The following is a 25,539-nucleotide window of genomic DNA, read 5'->3' on the forward strand; positions in this document are numbered from 1 at the left end:
CGCATACGCAAAACAGGGAGCTGTCTTAATTGTAGACAGCTCCCTGTTTTGCGTATTGTTTTCAATTCCGATAATGGTAGGCAATTCATTCCGAGAACAAGGTGTCGATTTCCACACGCAGTACCCGGTCGATGCTTGGGTTGCCATGGTCGCGGTAAGGGTAAGCACCTGATTCGAAGAGGATGTATAGTTGCTTCCCATCCACTGCGATTTGTTCGAGATAGGACGGCATCGTGATTTCGGTGCTGGCGTTCTTGTCGGTGAAATTTTCGTTTTCCTCCAAGCGATCGAAAGAAAGCAGCGTCGAGTCTTTCTTTCTGCCGGCAGAGCGTGACAGCATCAGCTTTTCGTGATAAAAAGCCAGGCCTTGGATCTCTTTGCCGATCTTGTCGACATCGTCGGGATAAGCCTCTTCTGTGCTTTTTCCTGTATCGAGCGCATGGACTTCCTTCCCGTCCTCGTCTTCTGTTGTGGAAATGAGGTAGCGGTGCATGACACTCGTTTCTTCGTCATCGAAATGCGCCACGTAGAGGTCATCGCCGTGGACCGTGATTGTTGAAGCGCGTTTGATGTCAGGCAGTTCGATGCTGTCCGTATAGGTGATCGGTTCAGCGAAATCCGCGAAGTCATAGGCTTCAATGTCCTTCAAAGACAGAGTGATGACCTGCGCGATGTCGCCTTTTTCCGAGGTGACCCAGAGCAGCTCATGGTTGTTGTCGTAGGCGAGGCCGCCTGCATGCGGAATGCCGTCCAAGACGATTTCCTTGATGAAGGAACCGTTCTTCTTTTCCAGCACATAGATGACGGAATTGTGTTCTTTGGTTTGGCAATAAGCCGATATGAACAGGTAATCTTTGTTGACGGCCAAACCTTGCGGCGTCATCGTTGTGCAGATTTCTTCCTCTTCATGTTCATGATGGAGCGTCAAAGTGGCATCCATTCCCGGGATGATGAAAATGTTCTCTTCCGGATCGATGCCATCCTCTTCAAAAGCCGCTCGGTACAGTTCGGGATAGGCGGACAGTCCCTCCATTAGTTCATCCACTGAACCGAGGCTGGCTTCCGTATTCGTTTCTTCAGCAAAAGCCACCCGTTCGATCTTTCCGTTTTTTGTAAGGAGAGCGAGCGTGACCACCCCCGTCATGATGATGCCGATCAGTGCGAGGCTGATGACTTTATTTCTCTTTTTCTTTTCCACAGTATCACTTCCCGAGTTGAATATTTAAATGAGCCGTTCAGCTTTTCTAATATATTACTACAGGAGTCGATAAGCGACTAACGAAAAGCTTCCGGCCAGGCTTATTCCTGATAAGACTTGAGGACTTCCTGGAGCGGGATTTTGGCGATTTTCCGCCTGCTTATGGAGGTGCCGGCGAAGAAAATAAGTACCAGAATCGCCAATGTCTGCAACATAAAAATCGGTCTGTACTGCAGCGGCAGGATGACGCCGTATTCCTCCGTGAAGAACCGCATCATCAGGTTCAGTATACCCAATGCGATGGGGATGCTGATCAGATAGGAAATCAGGGCATAAAAGAAATAGCCGTTCAGGATCATCGCGTTGACTTCCCGGCGTTTGTAGCCCATCACTTTGAGCAATGAAATCACATAGTAATTTTTTTCGACGGTGAAGGAAGTGAGCACAAACAGGATGCTCGCCGCGATGACTGCAGATCCGCCGATCATGACGTTCGAGATGAACTGGGTATAGTTGGACATCGCCTTCGATTGTTCGATGAGCCCGGACTTGCTGATGATTGTGCTGTAGTAGACATCGGACGGCTTTTGGCTGGCATAGATGCCGCTGTAAAGGCGTGAAGTGCTGTTTTCCGACAACATATTGCTGAGCTTTTCGATGTTCAGGTACACCTTGTCGGAAATGTATTCATCGGTCACGCCTTTGACAAGAAAGGTGAAAGTGTCATCGTTCACTTCCAGTCGGATGGTGTCCCCTTCTGCGATGCCGAGCTTGATGCTGATTCGTTTTGTTATCACAGCGCCGTTCTGGATGTTTACGGTGATGTCGTTGCCCTCCTCATCATAGAGGCTGTAAAGTTTGTTGCGCGAAGACAATCCTTGCAGCGAGACAATGTTGTCGTCCAGCGAGGCGAAAGGATAAATGAGGAATTTTTCGTCCCCGGGCCGCGTTTCGGGCAATCTTTCCGTGACATCGAGATAGGCCTCATATTCGTAGTCGACCTTGTTCAGATAGTCGACCGTCATCCGATCGACCATGCCGCCCATCATGAAGGAAAAGCTCATCAGGATTGTCGAAAACATGATGCCCAGGAAAAAAATGAAGAAGCTGCCGGTGCTCTTGATGGCGTGCAAATATTTGAATTTCGTGCTGCCTTTCGCCTTCGTAAGTACCCGGCTGAGGTACCTGCCGATCCGGTTGATTGACTTGCCCTCATGCGGCTTCAGCAGCTCCAAGGCATTCTCGCCGAGGATCCGGTAGATGATGATCCCGGAAACCAAGGAAAAGAACAGGAGCGGCACCAGGATTGCCGTAGCAAAGACGGTGAAGCTCTGGGCGATTTTGACCTGGGGCAGGAGATAGAAATCCAGGTACAATTTTTTCAACGGCTCGGAATAGAGCGATCCGAAGAAGTAGCCAAGGATCAGCATAAGGGCGGCGAAAACCATCATCACGACGAAATAGGGACGGGCTATTTCCGAACGGCGGTAGCCGAGTGCCTTAAGGATGCCAATCTGGCCTCTTTCGGCATGGAGCAGGTTGTAGATCAGGATCGATACGATGATGACAGCGATGGCCGCGATGAAGATGCTGAGCCCCAAAGCCATGACTTTTCCTTGGGTCAGTTCGTCATAGATGGCTCCGCTCCTCATGGATGTCTGCGTGTCCGCAATCTGGCTGACGAAAGGCAGCTCGTCTTTGTCGTAGGCGGTGTCTATGCTGTCCTCGGTCAGGGTCATGCCGGCTAAACGGAAACTCTCCTTGTCGTCGAAGTTCTCGTATTCTTCATCAGACATGAGCAGCAAGGTCTGCAGGCCGGTATCCAAGTTGAAGGTTTCATCGAACATGGGAAGGGTGTAATCGGGGAAAAGCACAAAGCCCGTCACGCGGTAGCTTTTGTTTTTGATGATAAGGGAGCCCCCGATGGTGAGGCCGTTCTTGTCGGCATAGACCTTTGTGACCGCGACTTCGTTGTCAGCGGAAGGTTTGCGGCCTTCCTCCATATAGGAAAGATTGATTCTTTCGCCATCTTTCACGAGGAGCGCTTTATGCGACTGCCCTTGATAAGTGTAGGACGTGTTTTTGTATTCCCTCAATTCGAGGCTGACATCGCGGTAGCTCGCTTCAAACTCGGCGATCCGGTTGTCCATGAGCTTGTAGAAAGTGGCAGGTTCGACTTTTTTGATGTCGCTGAGCGAGTAAAAGCCTCTGGCCAACAGGGACGCCGCGATGGGGTAGGCCGCCTCCTCAAGCGTGACCCGGTTCAGCATCTCAACGGCAAAATCCTCCTGGTTGTAATCCTCCAGGTACGCTTCCGTCGGTTCTTCGATGCCGCTCAATCCGTAGAACATCATGGTGTAGGTGGCGGAGCTCAGGATGATGATGAAGCCGATGGCAACCAGCTGCATCCATTTTTTTTGCAAGGTTTTGATGACATTTTTCAGCAGCATGATCCGCACCTCGTCCTATCCCCAAGAGATATCCTGGGCATTCTTTTTGACTTTGTTGAGGGTGACTTCCTTGATTTGACCGGAGTTCATCTTGATGACCTTGTCCGCCATTTCAGCGATGCCCAGGTTATGGGTGATGACGATGACGGTTTTATTGTAGTCTTCGTTGAGGTTCTGCAGCAGCTGAAGAATCTTTTTTGAATTTTCCTCATCAAGCGAGCCGGTGGGTTCGTCGCAGAAGATGATGTCGGGATTCTTCGCTAAGCTTCTGACGATCGAAACCCGTTGCTGCTCCCCGCCGGAGAGTTGACTTGGATATTTGTCGCGGGCTTTTTCCAGACCGACCTTTTCGAGCAAGTCAGCTATATCGAGTGGAGCAGTGCCGATATCCGAGCCAATCTGGATATTCTCGTAGACGTTCAGGTTCTGCAGCAGGTTGTATTGCTGGAAGATGAAACCCAGATGTTTCCTTCTGAAGGCGGTCATTTCGTCTTCGTCCAGGTTCGTCAATGTCTCTCCCCTGAAGATGATTTCCCCAGAAGTGACGGTGTCCAAGCCGCTGATGACGTTCAGCAGGGTACTCTTGCCGCTGCCGCTGGGACCGAGGATGACGACGAACTCCCCTTCTTCGATGGTGAGATTGACGTCCTTGAGGGCATATGTTTCCACATCACCGGTCTTGTAAGTTTTCGTCACATTGGTCATCGTTATCATCGTATCCACCCTCTTTTGAGTTTGCTTCAATCAGTTCAAGTATATTTGTGTCGGGATTTTTTGTCAAAAAATTGAGGATAGCAGATTTTTTGCTGAGAGGCGGTGTATTCCCAAAAAAGAAAATACCAAAACGGAATTGTATGCGTTGACAATATGTTCACAGATACATCGGTCGATATGGTGAAATTGAGATACCGAAACGATGGAATCAACTGGATTATCCGGAAATTGCTCGAGGGGGTCTTCTTTATGGGAAAGCTGAAAGCTATCATATTCAAATCAAAAAAATCGATCATTGTCACGGCGGTCCTGCTGCTGACTGTGCTGGCGGGCGGAGGAACTGCATACTGGTGGTATCAGAATGCCCAGGTCCAGGAGGTTTCGCTGCAAACTGCCTGGAAAGGGCAGTTGGCGAAGTATGTGCCGATAACCGGCGACATCGAGGCGAGCAGCAGGAGTAGCCTTTATCCTTCTCCCACAGCCAAGATTGTCGAAGTGCTGGCGGTGGAAGGGCAAGCAGTCAAGAAAGGCGAAGTATTGGCGAGGATCGATTCGACCGAATACCGCACCCAGTTGGACAAACAGACCATCAATCTTGCCAATGCAGAGGCGACGCTTGCTTATCTTTCCGGGAGCAGTGCAGAAATGGATAAGTCATCCTCGCAAAATGCGGTGAGCCAAGCTCAAATAGCCTTGGAGAGCGCCCAATCGAATGCTGCCGCTTTAGCTGACAAACTGAATAACGTTGAAATAGCCAACGCCAATGCGGTCGGACAAGCCGAACTGACTTTGGAAAATGCGAAGGCGCATTATTGGATCGCCAAAAAGAATTTGGATGATCTTGAAAATGCCATGTATGAAGCCGAATGTTCGCTTGAAACAGCAAAAGCTGCCTATGCGAGTGCGAAGCTGAATCTGGACATCGTCAAAGCTTTGTATGATGCCGATCCAATCCTGTATGCCGTGGATTATCAGTTGGCGCAGCAGGCTGTTAACATAGCCGAAACGGCGGTATGGAATGCGGAACTCGCTTTGGACAGTGCTGAAATGAGCTATAAAGCCGGCTATGATGCGGCGAAATTGGCGGTGATCGATGCCGAAACAGCTGTCCACAGCGCGGAAATCACGCTTTCGAATGCCAAAAACGCAGCCGATGCTGAATATGCGGCAGCCGAAAAGGCGGTATCGGACAGTGAAACGGCCGTGCGCAACGCGGAAATCGCGCTTTCGAACGCCGAAAGCGCTGGAGCCCTTGAATATGCGGCAGCCGAAAAGGCCGTCAGCGACAGCGAAGCCGCTGTCCGCAATGCGGAAATTACCCTTTCGAATGCCAGAAGCGGCGCTGCCGTAAAATATGAGGCGGCAGTTAAGGCTATCAGCGACGGTGAAAAAGCCGTTCGGAGTGCGGGAATCGCTCTTTCGAACCTGCAGACCACGGCAAGCTTTTCCAGCGCAACAACGGAAGAAAGGATCTCCAATCAGGCCGACCAGATTGCGCTCCTGAAAACGGATATCGTCTACTTGAACAAAAAAATCGAGGAGTGCGATCTGAAAGCCAATGTAGACGGCGTGGTTACGAAGATGGATGTCGTGGCGAACGAATATCCTCAGATCGGTGATGCCATCATCGTCGACGGGGCGACTGAATATGTGATCAGCTTGGCTGTCAGCCAGTATGACAGCGTCAATATGCGGGTAGGCCAGAAGGCGAACGTCAAGGTGAAAGGGCTCATCGGGGAATATAAAGGGATCGTCTCGGAAATCGGCCAGTCGGCGGAGAAATCGGCGACGTCCGCAGATCAGGATGCGAAAGTCGCGGTAAAAGTCACAATCACCGATCCTGACGAAAATATCAAGGTAGGTTATGAAGCCGACGCGGAAATCATCACGATCGAAAGGCTGGATGCCTTGCGCGTGAACTATGAGGCTGTCCAAATCGAAGCGGAATCGGGAAAAGCGTATGTATACGTGGTGGACAGCAGCAACCGAGTCGAAAAAAGGTACATCGAAACAGGGCTGGAGACCGAATATGACATCGAAATATTGGATGGTCTGGTGGAAGGGGAGCGCTACGTCGCTGATCCGGACAAAGAGCCTGTAGCCGGCGTGAAGGTCAGGGACAGCGGGGACGCCGATTGATGGCTGTCCCGGATTGACCATCGGGCCTTCAGGAAGTGAATGCCTATCCAGAACAATGGAGATAGCGTATAATGGAAGAACGTAATCAGGCAAAGCGCAATCGGCCTGAGGATGAACCATCAATAATAATCAGAAAGAGGATTTTCTCATGTCGAAGTTAGGTTTGCAGCTCAGCCCGGCAGACAGCGAAAGCAAATGTTGGGTGGCGGAAATTACCGGCGCGGACGAAGTATACATTTTAAAAAGGGACTTCATCCCGGCCGAACCTGAAGGTGGATGGATCCTGTACGATGGGTGGTACCAACTGAATGGAGCTGTGCCCGGCGTGACGGAATTCAAAAAAGAATATATCCGCATCAAGGATGGAAAAGTCAGAAGGAACCTTCCATTCCGGGAACTCGTAGAGAGCTTGGATGAAATAAAAGCCGGTGAAGGCCCCCGTGTCGAAAGGATGCGCAAGGAAATCATCGCCATTTTGGATGAAATCAAAGAAGCTGCCTACTGTGAGCCCGTAGTAGAAGGCATCGAAAAGCAAAAAGAAGACCTGGACATGGCGGATGAGCCGGATCAGATCAAAAATGCGCTCTACATGCTGAAAAAACAAAAGCAATCCTATATCCAGCAGTACCGAAAGATGTTCAACCTATAAGGGCCGGAATCACCCAAAATGAAGAAAGACAGCAAAAAAATACTGAAAACAACAAGATTTCCGGTATAATCATATTTAAATGAAAAAAATGGAAGGCGGTGGAGCAATGATCAGAAAAGCAATGCCAGCGGATCTGCCCGCAATCATGGAAATCATCAATGAGGCGAAAGTCACACTGAAGGCATCCGGCATCGATCAATGGCAAAAAGGGTACCCGAACGAAGCGGTCATTCTTCAGGATATGGCCGGAGGGTACAGCTATATCTACTTGCGGGATGGCATTCCAGCGGCAACTTTTGCATTTTTTTACGGCGAGGATCCTACCTATAAAGTCATCACCGAAGGCCAATGGCTGACGGATAATCCTTACACGGTCATCCATCGCATCACGATCAAAGGAACATTCCGGGGTCAGGGTGTCCTTGGGGAAATCGTGGAATGGGCTGCTGATGAATCGCGTAAAAAAGGATATACCAGCATGCGCATCGATACGCATCCCGACAACAAAAGCATGCAACGAGCCCTTCAGAAAGCCGGGTATACCTACTGCGGCCACATCCTGACAAGCATCGGCGACATGCGTTGGGGTTACGAAAAGGTGCTGTAAAAAAAATAGCTTTGCAGATTTTCGAAAAGGATTGCACCGCTCGTTTCGGGTGCAATCCTTTTCGCATGGAACCAAGCAGCTGATTGATAAGACCAAAGGAGCGAAGAAATGATGAACCTGCAACTGAAAAATTTACCATTGAGCGAGGAATTGATCCAGACAGTGCTCCGTTGGGAAAATGACCCGGCCATTTCGCCGTTCATCACCCCTCACTATGATGAAGAAAGCGAGCTGCCTTTAGTGACGGAAGGCGATGTCCGCGAGAGTCTGTCCAATCCGGACAAACGCAATTATTTCATCTGCGTGGATGACAAGCCAGTCGGTATCGCGTCGATCATCAGGGACTTTCCTGCCCTGTTGAAGAATGACGGAAAAACAGCTTGGCTGGGCATCTTCATAGGCGAACCGGAGTGGCGCAGCAAGGGCATCGGCAAAACGGTCATGGCCCTTTACGAAGAAGAATGCCGGAAACTCGGCTATCAGCGGATCGAACTGGGGGTCTTTTCCCACAACGCTGGTGCAATCAGCTTGTATGAAAAATCCGGATTCGCACAAATAGGCGTGATTCCCCATTTCACCTACTCACAAGGCGAATGGCGCGACGACATCCGGATGGAGAAAATTCTCCTTCCCGATTTAGGTTAAAACCCATGCGGAAATCTATTGAAGGGAGGAACACTGTGGATGAATGAATGGTTGTCAGTCAGGAAAAAAGCGATATTATTGATTTTATTCGCGGCGTTGTTGGGGATGCTGACGCTGTTCAGTTTCCATAACTACGCGTGGTACGAAGAACCGATCGCCAAAATCACTGCAGCGGAAGCCGTTGGAAACGACGAAACGATCGGTGCCAACCGGGAAAGCTATCCCGTATACAATCAAAAACTGACGGGTCTACTGATGAGCGGGGAGTCGGAAGGGGAATTGGTTGTGCTGGAAAACAGCTATTCCGATTCACTTGCATACAGTCAAATGTATCGTTCAGGTGATGAAGTCTTCCTTTCACTGAGCGAGAGCGGTACGGGTGTCATGGCAGGCAAAATCGTCGGAGTAAAGCGGGATAAATATGTTGTCCTTTTTGGGTCCTTATTTCTTTTCGTGCTTGTGGCAACCGCGGGCAAAAAAGGCCTGCTTTCCCTAATCAGCATAGCGGGGAATATTTTGCTGTTCAGCATCGCTCTGGACAGCTATGAGATTGCGGATAATGCCCAACTATTATGGATCAGCAGTGGGGCAGTGATCGGGTGGACCGTCCTGACGCTCCTCTTGGTCAGCGGTAGAAACAGAAAGACTTACGCAGCGATCCTTTCCACTTTGATCGGAACATTCATGACCTTGATGATAGCCTACGCAGTCATTGCCTTGACGAACGGGCAGGGCCTGCGTTATGAGGAAATGCAGTTTGTGACGCATTATCCGCGGCGCATCTTCCTGTCGAGCATTTTAATAGGCTCCTTAGGTGCGGTGATGGATGTCGCCATCACGATGGTCGCAGCCATCCAGGAACTGTACGAAAAGGACCCCGCGATATCCGCCAGAGCCTTATTCCAGTCCGGACGCGAAATCGGCAAGGACATCATGGGGACGATGGCGAATGTGTTGCTTTTTGCCTATGTCAGCGGAGCGATTCCGACGCTCGTTTTTTATTTGGAGAACGGCTCCGATGTGTTCCACACTTTTTCGATGCAATTATCTTTGGAAATCACCCGGGCTTTGGCGGGCAGTCTGGGTATCGTTTTGACGGTTCCGTTGGCAATGTTCACAGCAGTCCGTCTGATTCCCAAGAAAGCAGGTGATCGCCGATGAGCGTGCAGCTGGTATTGGCGCTGATGCTTTTGCTGCTGATGGGGGTGGTGGGAGGCAGACGTGGTATTTCTTCATTCCTGTCGTTGTTTTTCAATTTTGCGGTCCTCTATCTATTGGTGCTGCTGTTGATCAATGGCTTTCCTGCTCTTTTTGTGACACTGTTGGCGTGTTCGGTGGTCAGCTACATCAATTTGTTTTACATAAACGGCGTGAACGTCAAAACCAAGGCGGCTTTTATTGCCACAATCGTCACAACGTTCTTCTTGCTGTTGCTGATCATTTTTGTGCATCGGTTTGCGATGATCCAGGGCTTCGGTCCCGAGGAAGTCGAAGAGTACACGACGCTTTCCTTTTTTGTGAATGTGGATTTCGTCCAAATCGGTATTTGCACGATGATAACAGGAACGATAGCGGCCATCACGGATACCGCCATCTCCATTTCATCCTCATTGCATGAAGTCCATCACCGCAATCCGCGGTTGAGCGAAAAGGATTTGTTCCGGTCAGGGATGACGATCGGCAAGGACATCATCGGAACGACGACGAACACGCTGTATTTTTCCTTCATCGGCGGTTATCTCGCGCTTTTCCTCTGGTTCAGGGACCTGTCCTATTCGTTTGGGGAGGCGCTGAACGCAAAAGTGCTTGTCTCGGAAGTGCTCTCCATGTTTGTCATCGGTATCGGAGTGACCGGAATCATCCCTCTCACCGCTTGGGTTACGGCACGCATGCTGTTCAACGAATCGTCGCGGGCTTAAAATGCTTATTGCCAATCAAGGAAATTGCTCTATAATAGTTAGAGTTGAAAACAAAGCTTTTTGGATGAGGCAGGTAACACATTTCCGCATCCGGAAAAAGACGCATAACGGTAAGTATACAGATACACCATTCAGACATTGGAGGAAAACAGATGAAAAAAATCGGCTTTGATCCACAGAAATACATTGAAGAACAATCGAAATACATCCTCGAACGGGTCAACAATTACGATAAATTGTATCTTGAATTTGGAGGGAAACTGATCGGCGACAAGCATGCGAAACGCGTATTACCTGGATTCGATGAAGACGCCAAAATCAAATTGCTGCAAAAATTGAAGGACCAAGCGGAGATCCTGATCTGCGTCTACGCTGGCGATATCGAACGCAACAAAATCCGCGGCGACTACGGAATCACCTATGATATGGACGTTTTCCGCCTGATCGATGAGCTGAGGGAATACGGACTGGCCGTCAACAGCGTCGTCATCACGCGCTACAACGGACAGCCGGCCACCAAAGTCTTCATCAACAAACTCGAAAAACGCGACATCAAAGTCTATACCCATGGCGCCATCGAAGGCTATCCTTCCAATATCGAAACGATCGTCAGCGAAGAAGGCTTCGGCCAGAACACCTACATTCCGACGACCAAGCCGATTGTCGTCGTGACTGCTCCAGGTCCAGGCAGCGGTAAGTTGGCTACCTGCCTGAATCAGCTGTACCACGAACGCCGTCAAGGGCGCGCGGCCGGCTATTCCAAGTTCGAGACTTTCCCGGTTTGGAATGTTCCGTTGAAGCACCCGCTGAACATCGCCTATGAAGCCGCAACTGTCGATCTGAAGGACGTCAACATGATGGACAACTATCATTTTGAGACCTACAACGAAGTGGCGGTCAACTATAACCGTGATTTGGAGACTTTCCCGGTCATCAAACGCATCATCGAGCGCATCACCGGCAAGGAATCCGTCTATCAGTCACCAACTGACATGGGCGTGAATCGCGTCGGCTTCGGCATCACCGACGATGAAGCAATCCGGGAAGCGTCGAAGCAGGAGATCATCCGCCGCAGTTTCGACACGGAATGCGACTACAAGAAAGGCCTGAGCGATGAAGAGACGCGTAACCATATGCGCCTGATCATGGAAGAGGTCGAATTGAAGCAAGAAGACCGGGCTCCCGTGAAGCCTGCCCGCGAATATGCGAAGCGTTTGATGAAACGCGCGGTCGACAACGAGATTCCTGCGGTCATCGCTTTCGAGCTGAACGATGGACGGATCATCACCGGCAGAACTTCCGATCTGATGGACGCCTGTTCTTCCGCCATCTTGAACGCAATCAAAGCCTTGGCGAACATTTCCGACGACATCCTGTTGCTGTCCCCGGTCATTCTGGAGCCGATCAAGAAGCTGAAGAGCGATGGTTTGCACAAGCGCATCCCAACCTTGACTGCGAATGAGATTCTGATTGCTCTGTCCATTTCAGCGGTAACCAACCCGACAGCCCAGTTGGCCTACGATAAACTTTCCGAGCTGAAGGATGTGCAGGCCCATTCGACTGTCATCCTGAACAAAGACGATGATCAGATCCTTCGGAATCTTGGCCTCGATATCACTTGCGATCCAGTTTACCCATCCGAAAACCTTTACTACGTATAGTATGTGCAGCTATCCTCTCCTGGTCTGTCTCGGGAAAGGATAGCTTTTTTTTAGGACTGATGCTGATCGTTATTGTCATTGGTCTTCAAAATGGATGCCCCTGGGACCGACCGAGGTGGAGAAGACGACCTGCGTGTAGGTCTTGCCGAACTGCTGCAGCTCTCCGATGAAAGTATCCAGTTCATTCGTCGTCGGAAAGGCGACTTTCAGGAGCATCGAGAATTCACCGGTCACGCAGTTGCATTCCAGCACATTCGGGATGCTGTCCACGAAAGGATAAAAAACCGGCTTTTGCTTGGGGTCGACCTCCAGATTGATGAAAGCCTTGATATTGTAGCCCAGCGTCTGCAGGTTCACATGTGCGCCGTAATCTGTGATGACGCCGTTCCTTTCCAGCTGGGCGATCCTTGCGGAAATTGCCGGCGAAGACAAAAAGGTGGCCTCGCCGATTTCCTTCAGGGAAGCCCGCGCATTTGTCTGCAGAATGTTCAAAATTTGCTTATCGATTTTATCCATTAGAGGCTCCTTCCCTTGTTGTTGTTTGCTTTTTATTCTTAAGATTCTATATCAGACCTACCAAGGGAAGCAAACGAATGCTGACATGACTTAAGAAAATAAAGTTACATCGGAAATAGCGTGGGATTCTTCTGCGGAAATACCGAATATGCAGGTTTTGTTCGCAACTTCCTTTGAGCTGTTTCATTCGGTTTGCAGGGGTGGTATTGTTTGCACTATGAATTACAGAAAAATTTCAGGGGGCAAACAGAGATGAACATGAGAATTGAAGCAGACTCGATCGGAACGTTAGCAGTACCCACAGAAGCGTATTATGGTGTGCAATCGTCGCGTGCAAAGGAAAATTTCTCCATCACGGGCACGAAATTGCATCCGGAATTGATCAGCAATCTGGCGCGGATCAAGAAAGCCGCAGCTGTCGTAAATGCTCAGTCGGGGAACCTGACAGTCGGGAAAAAGGATGCGATTGTCCAAGCCTGCGACGAAATAGTGGCAGGACATTTTCATGAAGCGTTCATTGTGGATGCCATCCAAGGCGGTGCCGGAACATCGGCCAACATGAACGCCAACGAAGTCATCGCCAATCGCGCCATCGAAATTTTGGGCGGGAGAAAGGGCGACTACCGCATCGTTCATCCGAATGACGATGTGAATCTCTGCCAGTCCACCAACGATGTCTTTCCGACAGCTGGGAAAATGACCGTCCTTCAATTGCTTCCGGAGTTGGTTGCCGAACTGGAAAAACTTGAGCGGGCGTTGGCTGATAAGGCTGAAGAATTCGCCGGGGTTATCAAAATGGGGCGGACACAAATGCAGGATGCGGTCCCGACTACGTTGGGGAGAACGTTCCAGGCTTATCAATCCTTCGTCAAAAGAGATATCCGCCACCTCATGAGTGCTGCAGAAGAGATGAAGAGCATCAATCTTGGCGGGACCGCAATCGGCAATGCAATCAATGCGACGCCGGAATACTTGGAAAACATAACCGCCTTCGTGAGTGAAGAAGTGGGGATTGAATTCATGCAGGCGGAGGATCTTTTCGATGCGACCCAGAACGTGGATGGTTTCGTCAGGGTGTCGGCGGCAATCAAGACAGCAGCGGTGAACTTGTCGAAGATGAGCAATGATTTGCGCTTGTTGTCGAGCGGCCCAAGAGCTGGCATCGGTGAAATCAATTTGCCTGCCAAGCAAAATGGTTCCTCGATCATGCCGGGAAAAGTGAATCCGGTGATACCCGAGGTCGTCTCGCAAGTCGCTTTTCGCCTAATCGGAAACGATCTGACCATCACGATGGCTGCCGAATCCGGACAGTTGGAGCTGAATGCCTTCGAGCCGATCATTTTCCATTCGTTGTTTGAATCGATCGATTGCTTGGCGCATTCGGTTGCTACGCTGACCCTCAACTGCATTCAAGGCATCCAAGCCAATGAGATGGCCTGCTACAAACAGGTGGAAGAGAGCGCCGGCATTGCGACTGCGCTTTGCCCGACAATCGGCTACCAAAAGGCCAGCGCAATCGCCAAAGAATCACTGAAGACAGGCAAAACCGTCAGGGAATTGGTACTTGAAAAAGGACTGCTCTCGATTGAGGAAACGGACAGCATCCTCGATCTGAAACGGATGGCCGGCATCCCTGCGGAGTCAAGCTTGTTGGCAGGCAAGGCCGTCTGATTGAATTGTAGGGACCAACAGAAAGCCTGACAGGTTGATTCAAGGCTTTCTGGCGGTCCTGTTTGTATCTTCAACAAGCATGGTTTATGGGCCAAAAGCAGGATTATCTAATCATTTTATAATTGTATTCCATCACTATTATTGCTAAAATAAGCGAAGCAAAGTCCTTTAAACTAATCCTGAGAGATTAAAAAGGGTAACAAATCGAATATTTGATACCTTAGGTCCTTTTGCGAATATCATAATTCAAGGGCTTTTTTTTGCGCCCATAGGAGGAATTTGGAGATGTCTTCAAAGAAAATTATTCAGGTTGACGAAAAGGTACCTGCAAACTTGCTGATTCCGCTTAGTTTGCAACATACTTTCGCAATGTTCGGTGCTTCTGTGCTTGTGCCTATCATTTTCGGTATTGATCCGAGCATCGTACTATTGATGAACGGGGTCGCCACGCTATTATTCATTTGGATCACAAAAGGGAAATCGCCGGCCTATCTTGGTTCAAGTTTTGCATTCATCGGACCGACAAGCATCATCATCGCTAACCAAGGTTTTGAGTATGCTCAGGGCGGTTTCGTTGTATTAGGTATCATTGGCTGTATTATGGCCTTTGTCATCCATCGTATCGGCACAAAGTGGATCGATGTTGTCCTACCGCCTGCAGCGATGGGGGCTGTCGTTGCCTTGATCGGTCTGGAGCTGGCTCATCTTACGATTCAAGGTGGATCGATCGGTGCGAACTTGATGACCGAAACGGCGACAGCACAGAACTTCGCTGTCTTCTTCATCACTTTAGGCACGGCTGTTCTGGGTTCCGTGCTGTTCAAAGGTTTCTTGTCCACTATCCCTATTCTGATCGCTATCGTCGTTGGCTATATCTCTGCGATTGCTTTCGGGATGGTCGACTTCACTCCGGTAATGGAAGCAGCCTTGTTTACGATGCCTCATTTCCAATTGGCAAAATTTGATATGAATGCCATCTTGACGATGCTTCCGGTTCTGCTTGTTCTTACTTCTGAACACATTGGCCACCAAGTAGTCACTTCCAACGTCGTCGGCCGCGATTTGATCAAAGATCCGGGCTTGCATCGTTCGTTGTTTGCTGATTACTTTGCATCTGCTTTATCCGGTTTGATCGGTGGGGTTCCGACAACGACTTATGGCGAGAACATCGGGGTAATGGCGATCACACGTGTATACAGCGTGCGCGTCATCGCCGGCGCTGCAATTTTCTCCATGGTCATGTCCTTCTTCGGACCGTTGGCGGCACTGATTTCCACAATTCCTGGTGATGTAATCGGTGGTGTTACGTTCCTGCTTTACGGCATGATCGGCACGAGCGGCTTGCGCTTATTGGTTGAAGAAAAAGTGGACTACAGCAAGTCCAAAAACCTGATCCTGACATCCATCGTTTTCGTGACTGGATTGAGCGGCTTGACAGTTCAATTTGCAGGCATCGAATTGAGCGGAATGGTGCTTGCGAGTGTGGTCGGCATCATTTTGAGCTTATCGTTCTATCTGTTCGAAAAAGCAGGCTTGATGAACGAAACAGACTGAGAACAGTCTGTCTCCTGATAGAATAGACAGACTTTTAGAGGATCCAATCTTTCCGACTGTATCAGCTTATTAAAATTTATGACGGCTCCAATCCGGGATTTTCTGGGCTGGGGCCGTCATTTTCGCTTTTTTGAGCAGCAGTAGTATAATTGAGGCAAATGAGCAGGTTGATTTTTATGCTGACAGATGAGGGGAGTTGAGCATATGCTGACGAACAGAATGAAAATTTCAATCGTTGCGGGAGCTCTTCTGGGAGTGATCTGCATCGCGGGTGCCCAGTTGCGTTCCGGATTTGAGAAGGAGGCACTGTATCTGTTCGCCTTCTGGTACAACCGGCTGCTGATGGGTATCGTCATCGGCTTTGCAAAGGAAACGCACGAATTGAAACTAGCATTGGGAAGGGGAGCCATCCTAGGCTTGCTGGTTTCCTTTGCTTTCTACAGTTCAACAGGGTTCGAAGATCCCGTCGGTTTTGCGGCGGGCATCGGTTACGGAGTCATCATCGAGTATGTAGCATACAGATTTGCAGATAGGGGATGATGATTTGAAAGCCAGAATCAAGGAAATATCGGAAGAATTGAAGTTGGTCATTTCGGGGAAGACTTTCGATGCTTTATTGCCGCCTTTGCTGTTTGCCGTCGTCAACGGCAGATATCAGTTGATGGTCGCAATCATTATGGCGATTGCTTTGGCTGTGCTGTTGGGGATCATCAGAGTAGCACGGAAACAACCGTTGCGTTATGCAGCGGGTGGTTTGCTGGGGGTTTTGGTCGCCTCCGGAATCGCGTATTTCTCGAATAATGCCGCCAATTATTACCTCCCCAAAATAGTCACCAGTGCCATTCTTGTGTTGGCGGCGCTGGTGAGCCTCATCCTGGGGAAACCGATGGCCGCTTTGACGAGCCATTTGACGCGCGGATGGGATTTGGAGTGGTATTGGCGCAAGGATGTGAAGCCGGCCTATCAGGAAGTGACGGTTCTTTGGTTTTTATTTTTTCTGATGCGCTTGGCCTTGCAGGTCATTCTTTTCAGGCGCGGCGACGTTGTCGAGTTGGCTTGGACCAATACACTCTTAGGGCTTCCAGTAACGATTGCAGGCCTGATCATCAGTTATCTCTACGGCATTTGGCGCCTCCGCAACCTGAAAGGGCCAAGCGTGGGGGAGCATCGGGAAGGGAAACCGCAACCGTGGGAAGGGCAGACACGTGGTTTTTAGTCTGATGGGTTTAGGAAAGAAGGCTTTTTGATGGAAAAAGTGGGGAAATTCGCAGTAAAGGGCCGCTATGCCAGTCGCATTCCCAAAAACTACCTGTTTCTGTTGCTGAGTCTGTTGCTTTTTGGTTGCGGAACATCCAATGATGACGACACCAGTGAGATTGATCTGGAAGAACTGACCAAAATCGAAGTGACCGAATACGACGGACAAGATTTGTCTTCTTTGACCGATTTTCGGGAAAATTCTATCAAAGGTCCTCAATATATAGACATAGATACTTACATGCTGACGATTGACGGCTTGGTCGAGCAGCCGGTTTCCTTGTCCTACGACGAAGTGCTGGATAATCAGAAATACACAAAGGTTGTGACGCTGCATTGCGTGGAAGGATGGAGCGTCGACATCCTTTGGGAAGGGATTCTGCTTGCGGACCTGTTCGAAGCAGCGGACGTTCAGGCAACCTCCGATACGGTCATTTTCTATTCAGAGGATGGCTACAGCACCTCCCTGCCGCTGCGGACGATCATGGACAGGCAGCTGATGATCGCCTATAAGATGAACGGGGTTGTCCTGCCGCCGGAAAGAGGCTTTCCGTTCCAGTTTGTAGCGGAGGATAAGCTGGGATACAAATGGATCAAATGGATCACCCGCATTGAGCTGTCTGACGACGCCGACTATGAAGGCTATTGGGAACAGCGGGGTTTTGACAATGAGGCGGATGTCCAACCATAAGGAGAGCGGCTGAAGTGAGGGCCAGGCTGTATCTGCACAGTGCTCTGCTTTCGGTACAGACAGAATGGCCGGGCTGTTGTCCTGGCCATTTTTTTGTCAGTAGTCAGTTTTCCCAAAACTATAGGCTGAAGTCCCAGCATTTGGTATGATGGACCTATCATTTTAGAAGGTCCGCCAGGTACATGGAAAATGATAGATGTTAGATTATAAAAATAATAATATTGATGAGGATACGTATGATACTTGTATTAGATAATTATGATTCCTTTACCTACAATCTTGTCCAATATCTGAAGCAATTGGATGATGATGTTGTGGTGAAACGGAACGATAAGATAACAATCGAAGAGATAGCGGCATTGGATCCGCTGATGATCCTGATTTCCCCGGGTCCGAAAACTCCTGATGAAGCGGGTATCAGTCTGTCTGTCGTCAAACATTTCGCAGGAAATATCCCGATTTTGGGGATTTGCTTAGGGCACCAGACGATCGCGGGGCTGTTCGGCGCGGAAATCGTGAAGGCGAAAGAGCCTGTCCATGGGAAGGTGCATGCCATCCAACACACAGGGAAAGGCGTCTTTAAAGGCTTGAAAAGTCCGCTGAATGTCACAAGATACCATTCCTTGATCGTGGAAAAGGGAAGCCTTCCGGACTCGTTGGAGGTCACCGCTTGGACAGAGGATGGCGAAATCATGGGCTTTCTTCATCGCGAAGAGTTGATCGAGGGGGTCCAGTTTCATCCTGAGGCGATCCTGACGGAGCATGGCTTGTATATGTTGCGCAACTTTTATGAGCGCGCCAAAAGAAAGCGGGAAGGAGCGATTTTGGATGAAAAAGAAAGCGGCTGATATCGTGATCAAGGAAATCGTCACCGGGCTTTCGAGCTTCGAACTGTTCTCTTTGTTCCGCGACCGCAAGCATTGTTTTTTCCTGGACAGCGGGATGGATCCGGAAAAATTGGGGCGCTATTCCTTCATCGGATTCGATCCCGAACTGACACTGACAGCCAAAGCGGGCGTAGATCCGTTCGAAGAACTGAAATCGTTGCTGGAAGATTATCAAGTAGACTATACAGGGGAGCTCCCTTTCATCGGCGGAGCTGTCGGTTACTTCGGCTATGAGCTGCGCCATCAGGTGGAACGCTTGCCGAAGGAAGCGCACGATGATGTCCAGATTCCGGACAGCTTCTTCGGCATCTACGACGGGGCAATCGTGGTGGACCATCTTTTGGGGAAGGTACATCTTGCTTCACCGGGGTTCTTCGGCGATCCTGAAAAGTGGGTGGCCGAGGTGGAAAAGGTCATTCTGGCCGCGGAAGGGGGGCAGTTTCCGGTCGCGGACTTTGAATTGGCAAGTGAAGCCAGACCGAAGCTCACCGCGAACATGACAAAGGATTACTATTTGGCGGCAATCGCACGCATCAAAGAGTACATCCGTTCCGGCGACATCTATCAGGTCAACATGACCCAACGCTTCCAGTGCCGGACGGAAGCAACGCCCTACGAGCTGTACACGCGCTTGCGCAACATCAACCCCGCTCCCTTTGCCGCATTCATCGACTTCGGTATGGGCCAGCTGTTGAGCAGTTCGCCGGAACGGTTCCTGCAGATCCGCAACGGCAAGGTGCAGACGCGGCCAATCAAAGGCACCCGGCCAAGGGGCACCACCGAACAAGAGGACGGCGCCAATCGCCAGGAGTTGCTGGAAAGCGAGAAGGACCGGGCTGAATTGTTGATGATCGTCGATCTGATGCGCAATGATTTGGGCCGGGTCTGCAAGACAGGCAGCGTCAAGGTCACGGAAATGTACCATATCGAAGACTACAGCACGGTTTTCCAGCTTGTTTCGACAGTCGAAGGGGAGCTGGAAGAAGGCATCCATGCGCTCGATTGCATCAAAGCCGCCTTTCCGGGCGGATCGATAACAGGCGCACCGAAAATCCGGGCGATGGAAATTATTGATGAAATCGAACCGACCCAACGCAACGTCTATACCGGATCGATCGGCTATGTCGGCTTCAACGGCGATGCCGATCTGAATATCGTCATCCGGACGATCCTGCAGAAAGGCGACATGGCTTATTTTCAGGTCGGTGGCGGAATTGTCTGGGATTCGGATGCGGAAATGGAATATGAGGAGACGCTTGTGAAGGCAAAGGCACTTATCGAAGCGCTGCAAGCGGAATTACCGGAAGGGGAATGAGGATGCAAATATTTTTGAATGATGTCTATCTTGAGGAAGATTCAGCGCTGATCAGTCCGCTGTCCCCGGGATTCATGTACGGATACGGGGTTTTTGAGACGATCCGTGTCTCCGGTAAACAAGCGCTGTTTCTGGACCAGCATTTCGCGCGTATGGTCCAGGCGCTGTCCGTTCTGGGGATGACTTGCCCTTATCAGGAACACGAACTCCAGCAGATCATCGAAAAATTGCTGGAGCTGAATGGTGTCTCCGAAGGATTCGTAAAGGCCGTCTGCAGCAAATCGACCCCGAAAAAACAGCCGCAGCAGGAAGCGGATATCCTGATCCTGACAGGAACGAAAACCTACAAAGAGGAATATGCCACAGGCTTGAAAGTATGCTTGGCTGATGCGAGAAGGAACGAATTCTCCAAACTCGTCGGTATCAAAAGCATGAACTATGCGGAGAACATTCTGGAAAAGGAAGCTGCCGTTCAGAAAGGCTTTGACGAAGCAATCTTTTTGAACACGCATGATCATGTTTCCGAGGGGTGCGTTTCGAATGTTTTTTGGGTGAAGGACGGAATCGTATACACCCCATCGCTGCACTGCGGCATACTGGAAGGGACGGCTAGAGCGAGGGTAATCAAGAAATGCGCTGAATTTCAGATTCCGGTCCAGGAAGGGGCGTACGGCCTGGAGACACTTTTGAGTGCGGATGAAGTATTCGTCACCAATGCCCTGATGGACATCATGCCGGTGAGTCTTCTTGAGGAGCGGCATTTGGATCTCGGGGCATACCAAGTGGTGCCCCAACTCCGGGGAAACGGGCGCTAATCGGAGCACACCGTTGATTCCTAGCCGCAACTCCGTTGAAGCCAGCTTTATCGGAGGACGCTTGCGAAATATAGGTTGAACTCCGGCGAAGCCTCCGTTCCCCGGAGCAAAAGAATAAAAAATCAACTGGACAGCCCGCAAGAAAGGAAAACCTAATCAAATGGAAAAATGCGATCAAATCGAAAGAAGCCTCATCAAAAAATACCGGAAGCCGCTATGGCGGCCCTTCATCAAAGCGATCCAGGAATATGAACTGATTAAGGACGGCGACAGGATAGCCGTCTGCATCTCCGGCGGGAAGGATTCGATGCTACTGGCCAAACTGATGCAGGAACTGCAACGGCATGGCCCGCTACGTTTCGAACTGGTCTTTTTGGCGATGAATCCGGGATACAGCGAACAGAATCAGCAACAGATTTTGGCCAATGCCGCATTGATGGACATCCCGCTTACCGTTTTCGAGTCCTCCATATTTGATGTCGTGGAGAGTGTCGAGTCGTCACCTTGTTATCTTTGCGCGCGCATGCGCAGGGGCAGCCTGTACCAAAAAGCCCAGGAGCTCGGCTGCAACAAGATCGCTTTGGGCCATCATTTTGATGACGTCATCGAGACGATCCTGATGAATATGTTCTATGGCGGGACCATCGAGACGATGATGCCGAAACTTCAAAGCCGGAACTTCGCAGGCATGGAACTGATCCGGCCGCTTTATCACGTGAAGGAAACGGATATCATCGCTTGGAAAGACTACCATCAACTGACTTTTCTGCAGTGCGCCTGCCGTTTCACGGAAATGTACGAAAATCAACCGAGCGATTTGGGAGGTTTTAAGCGCAAAGAGGTGAAGGCATTGATCGGGCAGCTGCGCGAAAGGAGTCCGCTCATTGATGCGAACATTTTCCAGAGTGTGCAGAGCGTGAATCTCGAAAAAATCATTTCTTGCCGCGATCGGGACGGAAGGCATCATTTTCTGGAAAAATACGCGGATGGGGCTGAAAGGCCGCAGCCGGATATGGTAGAATGAGTCGAACCTCCGCAAAAAAATCGGAGAACATTATTAGGGAGTTGAAAGAAATGACCTTGTCATTCGAAGAAAAAAAAGCGATATTTGATGATTATGAAGAACTGACGGCTGTACCAGTTTCGATGAACCGGATCAATTATCATTTCAATGCGAGCGCGGTGGACCACAAGATTGTTGTCCGCTTCCTGCATCCAAACGGCAATGCCTTCATTTATGCAGGCTACCTGCCGAAAGAAGAGACTGAGAAAGGCTATATTTCCGTATTGGAAAGCGACGAAGGAACGATCCGTTTCCTGTTGGAAAAGGCGATTTCCTTCCTGAAGAAAACCGCAGACGGCTATGTGGAAGGCTACTCGGAAAAATGGGTGGATCCGTCCGGAGATGTTTTGTTACTGATCTACGATAATCCGATGTGGTCGGTTGCTTTGAAGAACGGTCAAATCGAAGGGATCTTCAAGACCCGTGATGCGGCTGTCGGTTATCTGAATGATGAAGGCTTCTCGCGAACCAATTAAGCAGCAAAAGCATGCGAAAGGAAGGCTGGCATGGGAATCAGACAAATACTTGCGGACTATTCTCCCTTTAATGAGCAGGAAGTAAAGGATCGTGAGCTGATGCTTCGCTATCTGGATCAGTTCGATGATCTGTTCAAGCGCGAGAATGAGTTCGCCCATTTCACCGCTTCAAGTTGGGTCGTCAATCGCGACCGGACCAAGGTGCTGATGGTCTACCATAACATCTACCGTTCCTGGTCCTGGATCGGGGGCCATATGGATGGTGAAACCGACTTTCTGGCGACAGCCATCCGGGAAACGAAGGAAGAGACAGGTATCGAGCAGGTGCAACCTGTATCGCAGGAACTTTTTTCGCTCGAAATATTGAGTGTGGACGGGCACGTCAAAAACGGCAAACAGGTAGGGACACATGTGCATCTGAACCTGACCTACCTGCTGGAAGCGGACGAAAGGCAAGAGACGAGCGTCAAACCGGACGAAAACAGCGGGGTTGCCTGGATGGGGTTGGAAGAGGCGCTCAGTAAGTGCAACGAGCCTTACATGAAGGGCATTTACGCCAAGCTGAACGATAAATTGAACAGAATGCAATAGCCGCTCAGCTCCGATGGTTCTCATTTTCCATCGGCAACGAAAAGTGGCATAATGGCAGTGGAGAGCACCGACTGCGCCGAAGAAAGACTTCGGCGGGCCGATGCAGCCGCTGTTTTTTTGTTCATTTGCACTGTCGGGGTCGGCATGAAAAAAATCAAAGGGGATTTTATATATGAATAAAATTGTTCCGCATTTTTGGTTTGATACGCAGGCTACAGAAGCAGCCGAATTCTATACCTCGCTGTTCGATAATTCCAAAATCACAAGCATCAGCCAAATCCAAAATCCGCCACCATATGGAGACGCCGATATTGTCTCGATGACGTTGGCCGGTCAGGATTTCATGGCGATCTCGGCAGGTCCGTATTTTCGCCTCAATCCGTCCATTTCCATCCGAATCGATTGCGCATCGATGAAGGAAGTCGATTTCCTCTGGGAACAGCTTTCGGATGGCGGCACGGTGCTCATGCCGTTGGACGCTTATCCCTTCAGCAAAAGGTACGGTTGGACGGAAGACCGCTATGGACTGTCCTGGCAGGTCATGCATGTCGGCGAACGGGAGATAGAGCAGAAATTGACTCCGACACTGATGTTCACCAACAAACAGTGCGGCAAAGCAGAGGAAGCAATCCTTTTCTATGAGGCAGTATTTTCAGATACCGAAATCGACGGAATGGATTACTACGGAGTGGGGGAGGAGCCGGATGCGCCCGGGACGGTAAGGTTCGCATCGTTCAAGTTGGAAGACCAATCGTTCGCAGCCATGGATAGCGCTCAGGCGCATGATTTTGAATTCAATGAAGCCTTCTCTTTCATCGTCAATTGCGAAAATCAGGAAGAAATCGATTACTATTGGGAAGCCCTCACTTTTGTCCCGGAAGCGGAAAATTGCGGATGGCTGAAGGATAAATACGGGGTATCTTGGCAGATCGTCCCAACGGACATGAACGAGATGATGCAGACAGCGGATCCTGAAAAATTGGCACGCGTCACAGAGGTGACTCTGAAAATGAAAAAATTGGACCTTGCAGAGCTGAGAAGAGTTTATGAAGGATAGTCACTTGCGTTTTATTTGAAAGAAGGAAGCAAGATGAATAAGAAGGTTTGGTGGAAAGGGTTCTTCTGGAGTATCAACTTGCTATTTTTGGCGATTTTGTTGGGCTTTTCGGGCGTTGCTTCGGCCACGACCATGCATGCGGAAAACCTTGATCATTTGGCTGCAGGCGAAACGATCGATGGACCGGGATTCTTTGCGGGTAATGTGGTGAAGGTGGACGGAAATGTGGAAGGGACGACTTTTGTATCCGGGCAGGATATCCGGATCAATGGCAACATCAATGGCGATCTTTTTGTGGCTGCCCAAACGATTACCATCAACGGGACGGTGACGGGAAACATTTACGGAGCGGGGCAAGCGCTCACCTTTGATGGGCAGTCGGAAAGCGATGTTTTCTTTGCCGGTCAGAATATCTCCATCGGACAGGATGCATCTGTAGGCAGGGATTTCTTCGCGGCAGGCGCAACCATCCTGCAGGAAGGGATTATCCAACGCAACCTCTTCGGGGGTGGGGCCGAGATTGTGCTCAGCGGCCCAATCGGCGGGAACGCCAATCTGCAGACGGACAGCCTGAAACTCCAGGACGGTGCGAACATAGCAGGAGACCTCTACTACAAGGGTGAAAACGAAGCTGACATCGGCACTGGCGCAACGATTGCGGGTGACACGAATTGGGAATTTGCTGAAACTGTGAACGTGGACAGGGAAGTTGCGTTGAAAAAGACGAGAACTCCGGTAAGGAAATTTTTCTGGTTCCTCTGGAGCTTGGCGAGCGCTTTGTTGATTTGGTTCCTGATACGGATCTGGCGGCCTAATTTCTGGAACAATACTGCCCGCCCATTGGCTGAGACGCCATTGAAGACGTTAGGGGTGGGTTTGTTGACGTTGCTGGTGGTGCCGCCGATGATCATCTTGGCAATGGTCACCGTCATTGGAATACCGGCAGGCGTCATGTTAAGTGCCATCTATACGTTTTCGCTGTACTTGTCGCGGATCATCGTGGCGGTTTTCATCGGACAGTGGGTGGCGAAGCGCTTCAAATGGCCAGAGCTGCATAAGGGAGTCTGGCTGGTGCTCTTGGGCTTGGCTGTCCTCGGGCTTTTGGGGCTGCCGCCGTTTGTCAAATTCCTCAGCTCCCTGCTGACCGTCATGGCGGGCTTAGGCGCTTTGGTTATGGCTCATTACAAGGCTACGCCTGAAGGAACCAGCGTTCAGACCGAGCTGGACGTATAGGCAGCCAATCCGAAAGTGTGGAATCAGCAACGGAATTGCCAATTTTTTTCACCGGTAGCGTGGCCTTTTTGCTATAATGGACCCTGAGGTGAATTCATGAAATTCGTAGTGGCAAGGACATTCAAAAAGAACGGCAGTGCGGCGATCGCGATCGATGCGGTGCCATCCATTTTTGGCTATTCGGAAGAATTGGAGCAGCGTTTCGGGCGGAAAATCGAGGTGCTTATCTTGAGTGGGGACTCCGCGGAAGCGTTGGAAGAGGCATGGCCGGAATACGCGCCCATAGCGGTAACGGACAACAAGGAAACATTCGAACGCACGATAGAAGAAAAAGTCAGCCGGAAAAAATAGCATCGGATCGGCGCGGCAGCATAGGAAAATGCTGCCGCGCCGATCTTTTTTTACTTGTGCTCCGGTGAAGACAATCCTGG

Annotated in this window: 25 protein-coding genes; 21 read left to right on the top strand and 4 right to left on the bottom strand. The window is 50.1% G+C overall.

All coding sequences use genetic code 11. The annotated features are described in order from the left end of the window. Positions 1-85 precede the first annotated feature (85 nt). The 3 genes from BM184_RS00135 to BM184_RS00145 form a co-directional block, all read right to left on the bottom strand. Positions 86-1,198: a YncE family protein gene (locus BM184_RS00135; protein WP_086942021.1), complete on the bottom strand. Its 1,113-nt coding sequence runs from the start codon at positions 1,196-1,198 to the stop codon at positions 86-88. 101 nt (positions 1,199-1,299) lie between these two features. After that, positions 1,300-3,648, bottom strand: coding sequence for an ABC transporter permease (locus tag BM184_RS00140; protein WP_086942022.1), 2,349 nt, complete (start codon positions 3,646-3,648; stop codon positions 1,300-1,302). A gap of 15 nt (positions 3,649-3,663) precedes the next feature. Further along, the gene (locus BM184_RS00145; RefSeq protein WP_086942023.1) at positions 3,664-4,362 is read right to left on the bottom strand and encodes an ABC transporter ATP-binding protein; all 699 of its coding nucleotides are present in this window, start codon (positions 4,360-4,362) and stop codon (positions 3,664-3,666) included. Between the two features lie 249 nt (positions 4,363-4,611). Here BM184_RS00145 and BM184_RS00150 point away from each other — a divergent pair, with 249 nt between their 5' ends. The 7 genes from BM184_RS00150 (at position 4,612) to BM184_RS00180 (ending at position 11,982) form a co-directional block, all read left to right on the top strand. Beyond that, complete coding sequence (locus BM184_RS00150; protein ID WP_177208480.1) at positions 4,612-6,501, top strand: HlyD family efflux transporter periplasmic adaptor subunit; 1,890 nt, start codon at positions 4,612-4,614, stop codon at positions 6,499-6,501. Positions 6,502-6,649: 148 nt separating this feature from the next. Then, a complete protein-coding gene (locus BM184_RS00155) occupies positions 6,650-7,150 on the top strand; it encodes a hypothetical protein (RefSeq protein ID WP_068561933.1) in 501 nt (166 codons plus the stop codon). Positions 7,151-7,256: 106 nt separating this feature from the next. After that, positions 7,257-7,757: a GNAT family N-acetyltransferase gene (locus BM184_RS00160; RefSeq protein ID WP_177208481.1), complete on the top strand. Its 501-nt coding sequence runs from the start codon at positions 7,257-7,259 to the stop codon at positions 7,755-7,757. Positions 7,758-7,865: 108 nt separating this feature from the next. Next, entirely contained in the window at positions 7,866-8,402 is a 537-nt protein-coding gene (locus tag BM184_RS00165; protein ID WP_086942026.1) for a GNAT family N-acetyltransferase, read from the top strand. A gap of 39 nt (positions 8,403-8,441) precedes the next feature. Next, entirely contained in the window at positions 8,442-9,563 is a 1,122-nt protein-coding gene (locus tag BM184_RS00170; protein ID WP_086942027.1) for a YibE/F family protein, read from the top strand. Beyond that, entirely contained in the window at positions 9,560-10,321 is a 762-nt protein-coding gene (locus tag BM184_RS00175) for a YibE/F family protein (RefSeq protein ID WP_086942028.1), read from the top strand. Before BM184_RS00170 ends, BM184_RS00175 begins: the two co-directional genes overlap by 4 nt. A gap of 152 nt (positions 10,322-10,473) precedes the next feature. Next, positions 10,474-11,982, top strand: a complete 1,509-nt coding sequence (locus tag BM184_RS00180) for a DUF1846 domain-containing protein (protein ID WP_086942029.1) — start codon at positions 10,474-10,476, stop codon at positions 11,980-11,982. A gap of 75 nt (positions 11,983-12,057) precedes the next feature. Here BM184_RS00180 and BM184_RS00185 read toward each other — a convergent pair whose 3' ends face one another. After that, positions 12,058-12,498 (bottom strand): Lrp/AsnC family transcriptional regulator, encoded by a 441-nt coding sequence (locus BM184_RS00185; RefSeq protein WP_086626717.1) that lies wholly within the window; start codon positions 12,496-12,498, stop codon positions 12,058-12,060. Between the two features lie 252 nt (positions 12,499-12,750). On the opposite strand from BM184_RS00185, the gene BM184_RS00190 reads away from it, so the two are divergent. The 14 genes from BM184_RS00190 (at position 12,751) to BM184_RS00255 (ending at position 25,459) form a co-directional block, all read left to right on the top strand. Next, positions 12,751-14,169 (top strand): aspartate ammonia-lyase, encoded by a 1,419-nt coding sequence (locus tag BM184_RS00190; protein ID WP_086942030.1) that lies wholly within the window; start codon positions 12,751-12,753, stop codon positions 14,167-14,169. Positions 14,170-14,454: 285 nt separating this feature from the next. Beyond that, on the top strand, positions 14,455-15,723 hold the full coding sequence (uraA, locus tag BM184_RS00195; RefSeq protein WP_086942031.1) for a uracil permease: 1,269 nt from the start codon (positions 14,455-14,457) through the stop codon (positions 15,721-15,723). 204 nt (positions 15,724-15,927) lie between these two features. Continuing rightward, positions 15,928-16,263, top strand: coding sequence for a hypothetical protein (locus BM184_RS00200; protein WP_086942032.1), 336 nt, complete (start codon positions 15,928-15,930; stop codon positions 16,261-16,263). Between the two features lie 4 nt (positions 16,264-16,267). After that, positions 16,268-16,939 (top strand): DUF3159 domain-containing protein, encoded by a 672-nt coding sequence (locus BM184_RS00205; protein ID WP_086942033.1) that lies wholly within the window; start codon positions 16,268-16,270, stop codon positions 16,937-16,939. A 30-nt stretch (positions 16,940-16,969) separates the two neighbouring features. Further along, positions 16,970-17,671: a molybdopterin-dependent oxidoreductase gene (locus BM184_RS00210; protein WP_086942034.1), complete on the top strand. Its 702-nt coding sequence runs from the start codon at positions 16,970-16,972 to the stop codon at positions 17,669-17,671. Between the two features lie 236 nt (positions 17,672-17,907). Beyond that, positions 17,908-18,519, top strand: a complete 612-nt coding sequence (locus BM184_RS00215) for an anthranilate synthase component II (protein WP_086942035.1) — start codon at positions 17,908-17,910, stop codon at positions 18,517-18,519. Beyond that, positions 18,500-19,873, top strand: a complete 1,374-nt coding sequence (gene pabB / locus BM184_RS00220; protein ID WP_177208482.1) for an aminodeoxychorismate synthase component I — start codon at positions 18,500-18,502, stop codon at positions 19,871-19,873. The genes BM184_RS00215 and pabB overlap by 20 nt, the downstream gene beginning before the upstream one ends. Positions 19,874-19,875: 2 nt before the next feature. Continuing rightward, entirely contained in the window at positions 19,876-20,688 is an 813-nt protein-coding gene (locus BM184_RS00225; RefSeq protein WP_177208483.1) for an aminotransferase class IV, read from the top strand. A gap of 160 nt (positions 20,689-20,848) precedes the next feature. Next, entirely contained in the window at positions 20,849-21,712 is an 864-nt protein-coding gene (locus tag BM184_RS00230) for a tRNA 2-thiocytidine biosynthesis TtcA family protein (RefSeq protein ID WP_086942037.1), read from the top strand. Positions 21,713-21,762: 50 nt separating this feature from the next. Beyond that, positions 21,763-22,227: a hypothetical protein gene (locus tag BM184_RS00235; RefSeq protein WP_086942038.1), complete on the top strand. Its 465-nt coding sequence runs from the start codon at positions 21,763-21,765 to the stop codon at positions 22,225-22,227. A 30-nt stretch (positions 22,228-22,257) separates the two neighbouring features. Next, positions 22,258-22,818, top strand: coding sequence for an NUDIX hydrolase (locus tag BM184_RS00240; protein ID WP_086942039.1), 561 nt, complete (start codon positions 22,258-22,260; stop codon positions 22,816-22,818). 172 nt (positions 22,819-22,990) lie between these two features. Next, complete coding sequence (locus tag BM184_RS00245; RefSeq protein ID WP_086942040.1) at positions 22,991-23,875, top strand: VOC family protein; 885 nt, start codon at positions 22,991-22,993, stop codon at positions 23,873-23,875. Between the two features lie 33 nt (positions 23,876-23,908). Then, a complete protein-coding gene (locus tag BM184_RS00250) occupies positions 23,909-25,108 on the top strand; it encodes a hypothetical protein (protein WP_086942041.1) in 1,200 nt (399 codons plus the stop codon). 96 nt (positions 25,109-25,204) lie between these two features. Next, complete coding sequence (locus BM184_RS00255; protein WP_086942042.1) at positions 25,205-25,459, top strand: DUF6718 family protein; 255 nt, start codon at positions 25,205-25,207, stop codon at positions 25,457-25,459. Positions 25,460-25,539 lie beyond the last annotated feature (80 nt).

Origin of the sequence: Trichococcus pasteurii, from assembly GCF_900112935.1 — a bacterium.
GTDB classification, from domain to species: Bacteria; Bacillota; Bacilli; order Lactobacillales; family Aerococcaceae; genus Trichococcus; species Trichococcus pasteurii.

Excerpts from the sequence above, each read along its gene's own strand:
- BM184_RS00140 (WP_086942022.1), bottom strand. The coding sequence starts at position 3,648 with ATGCTGCTGAAAAATGTCATCAAAACCTTGCAAAAAAAATGGATGCAG.
- BM184_RS00145 (WP_086942023.1), bottom strand. The coding sequence starts at position 4,362 with ATGATAACGATGACCAATGTGACGAAAACTTACAAGACCGGTGATGTG.
- BM184_RS00150 (WP_177208480.1), top strand. The coding sequence starts at position 4,612 with ATGGGAAAGCTGAAAGCTATCATATTCAAATCAAAAAAATCGATCATT.
- BM184_RS00155 (WP_068561933.1), top strand. The coding sequence starts at position 6,650 with ATGTCGAAGTTAGGTTTGCAGCTCAGCCCGGCAGACAGCGAAAGCAAA.
- BM184_RS00160 (WP_177208481.1), top strand. The coding sequence starts at position 7,257 with ATGATCAGAAAAGCAATGCCAGCGGATCTGCCCGCAATCATGGAAATC.
- BM184_RS00165 (WP_086942026.1), top strand. The coding sequence starts at position 7,866 with ATGATGAACCTGCAACTGAAAAATTTACCATTGAGCGAGGAATTGATC.
- BM184_RS00170 (WP_086942027.1), top strand. The coding sequence starts at position 8,442 with ATGAATGAATGGTTGTCAGTCAGGAAAAAAGCGATATTATTGATTTTA.
- BM184_RS00175 (WP_086942028.1), top strand. The coding sequence starts at position 9,560 with ATGAGCGTGCAGCTGGTATTGGCGCTGATGCTTTTGCTGCTGATGGGG.
- BM184_RS00180 (WP_086942029.1), top strand. The coding sequence starts at position 10,474 with ATGAAAAAAATCGGCTTTGATCCACAGAAATACATTGAAGAACAATCG.
- BM184_RS00185 (WP_086626717.1), bottom strand. The coding sequence starts at position 12,498 with ATGGATAAAATCGATAAGCAAATTTTGAACATTCTGCAGACAAATGCG.
- BM184_RS00190 (WP_086942030.1), top strand. The coding sequence starts at position 12,751 with ATGAACATGAGAATTGAAGCAGACTCGATCGGAACGTTAGCAGTACCC.
- uraA (WP_086942031.1), top strand. The coding sequence starts at position 14,455 with ATGTCTTCAAAGAAAATTATTCAGGTTGACGAAAAGGTACCTGCAAAC.
- BM184_RS00200 (WP_086942032.1), top strand. The coding sequence starts at position 15,928 with ATGCTGACGAACAGAATGAAAATTTCAATCGTTGCGGGAGCTCTTCTG.
- BM184_RS00210 (WP_086942034.1), top strand. The coding sequence starts at position 16,970 with ATGGAAAAAGTGGGGAAATTCGCAGTAAAGGGCCGCTATGCCAGTCGC.
- BM184_RS00215 (WP_086942035.1), top strand. The coding sequence starts at position 17,908 with ATGATACTTGTATTAGATAATTATGATTCCTTTACCTACAATCTTGTC.
- pabB (WP_177208482.1), top strand. The coding sequence starts at position 18,500 with ATGAAAAAGAAAGCGGCTGATATCGTGATCAAGGAAATCGTCACCGGG.
- BM184_RS00225 (WP_177208483.1), top strand. The coding sequence starts at position 19,876 with ATGCAAATATTTTTGAATGATGTCTATCTTGAGGAAGATTCAGCGCTG.
- BM184_RS00230 (WP_086942037.1), top strand. The coding sequence starts at position 20,849 with ATGGAAAAATGCGATCAAATCGAAAGAAGCCTCATCAAAAAATACCGG.
- BM184_RS00235 (WP_086942038.1), top strand. The coding sequence starts at position 21,763 with ATGACCTTGTCATTCGAAGAAAAAAAAGCGATATTTGATGATTATGAA.
- BM184_RS00240 (WP_086942039.1), top strand. The coding sequence starts at position 22,258 with ATGGGAATCAGACAAATACTTGCGGACTATTCTCCCTTTAATGAGCAG.
- BM184_RS00245 (WP_086942040.1), top strand. The coding sequence starts at position 22,991 with ATGAATAAAATTGTTCCGCATTTTTGGTTTGATACGCAGGCTACAGAA.
- BM184_RS00250 (WP_086942041.1), top strand. The coding sequence starts at position 23,909 with ATGAATAAGAAGGTTTGGTGGAAAGGGTTCTTCTGGAGTATCAACTTG.
- BM184_RS00255 (WP_086942042.1), top strand. The coding sequence starts at position 25,205 with ATGAAATTCGTAGTGGCAAGGACATTCAAAAAGAACGGCAGTGCGGCG.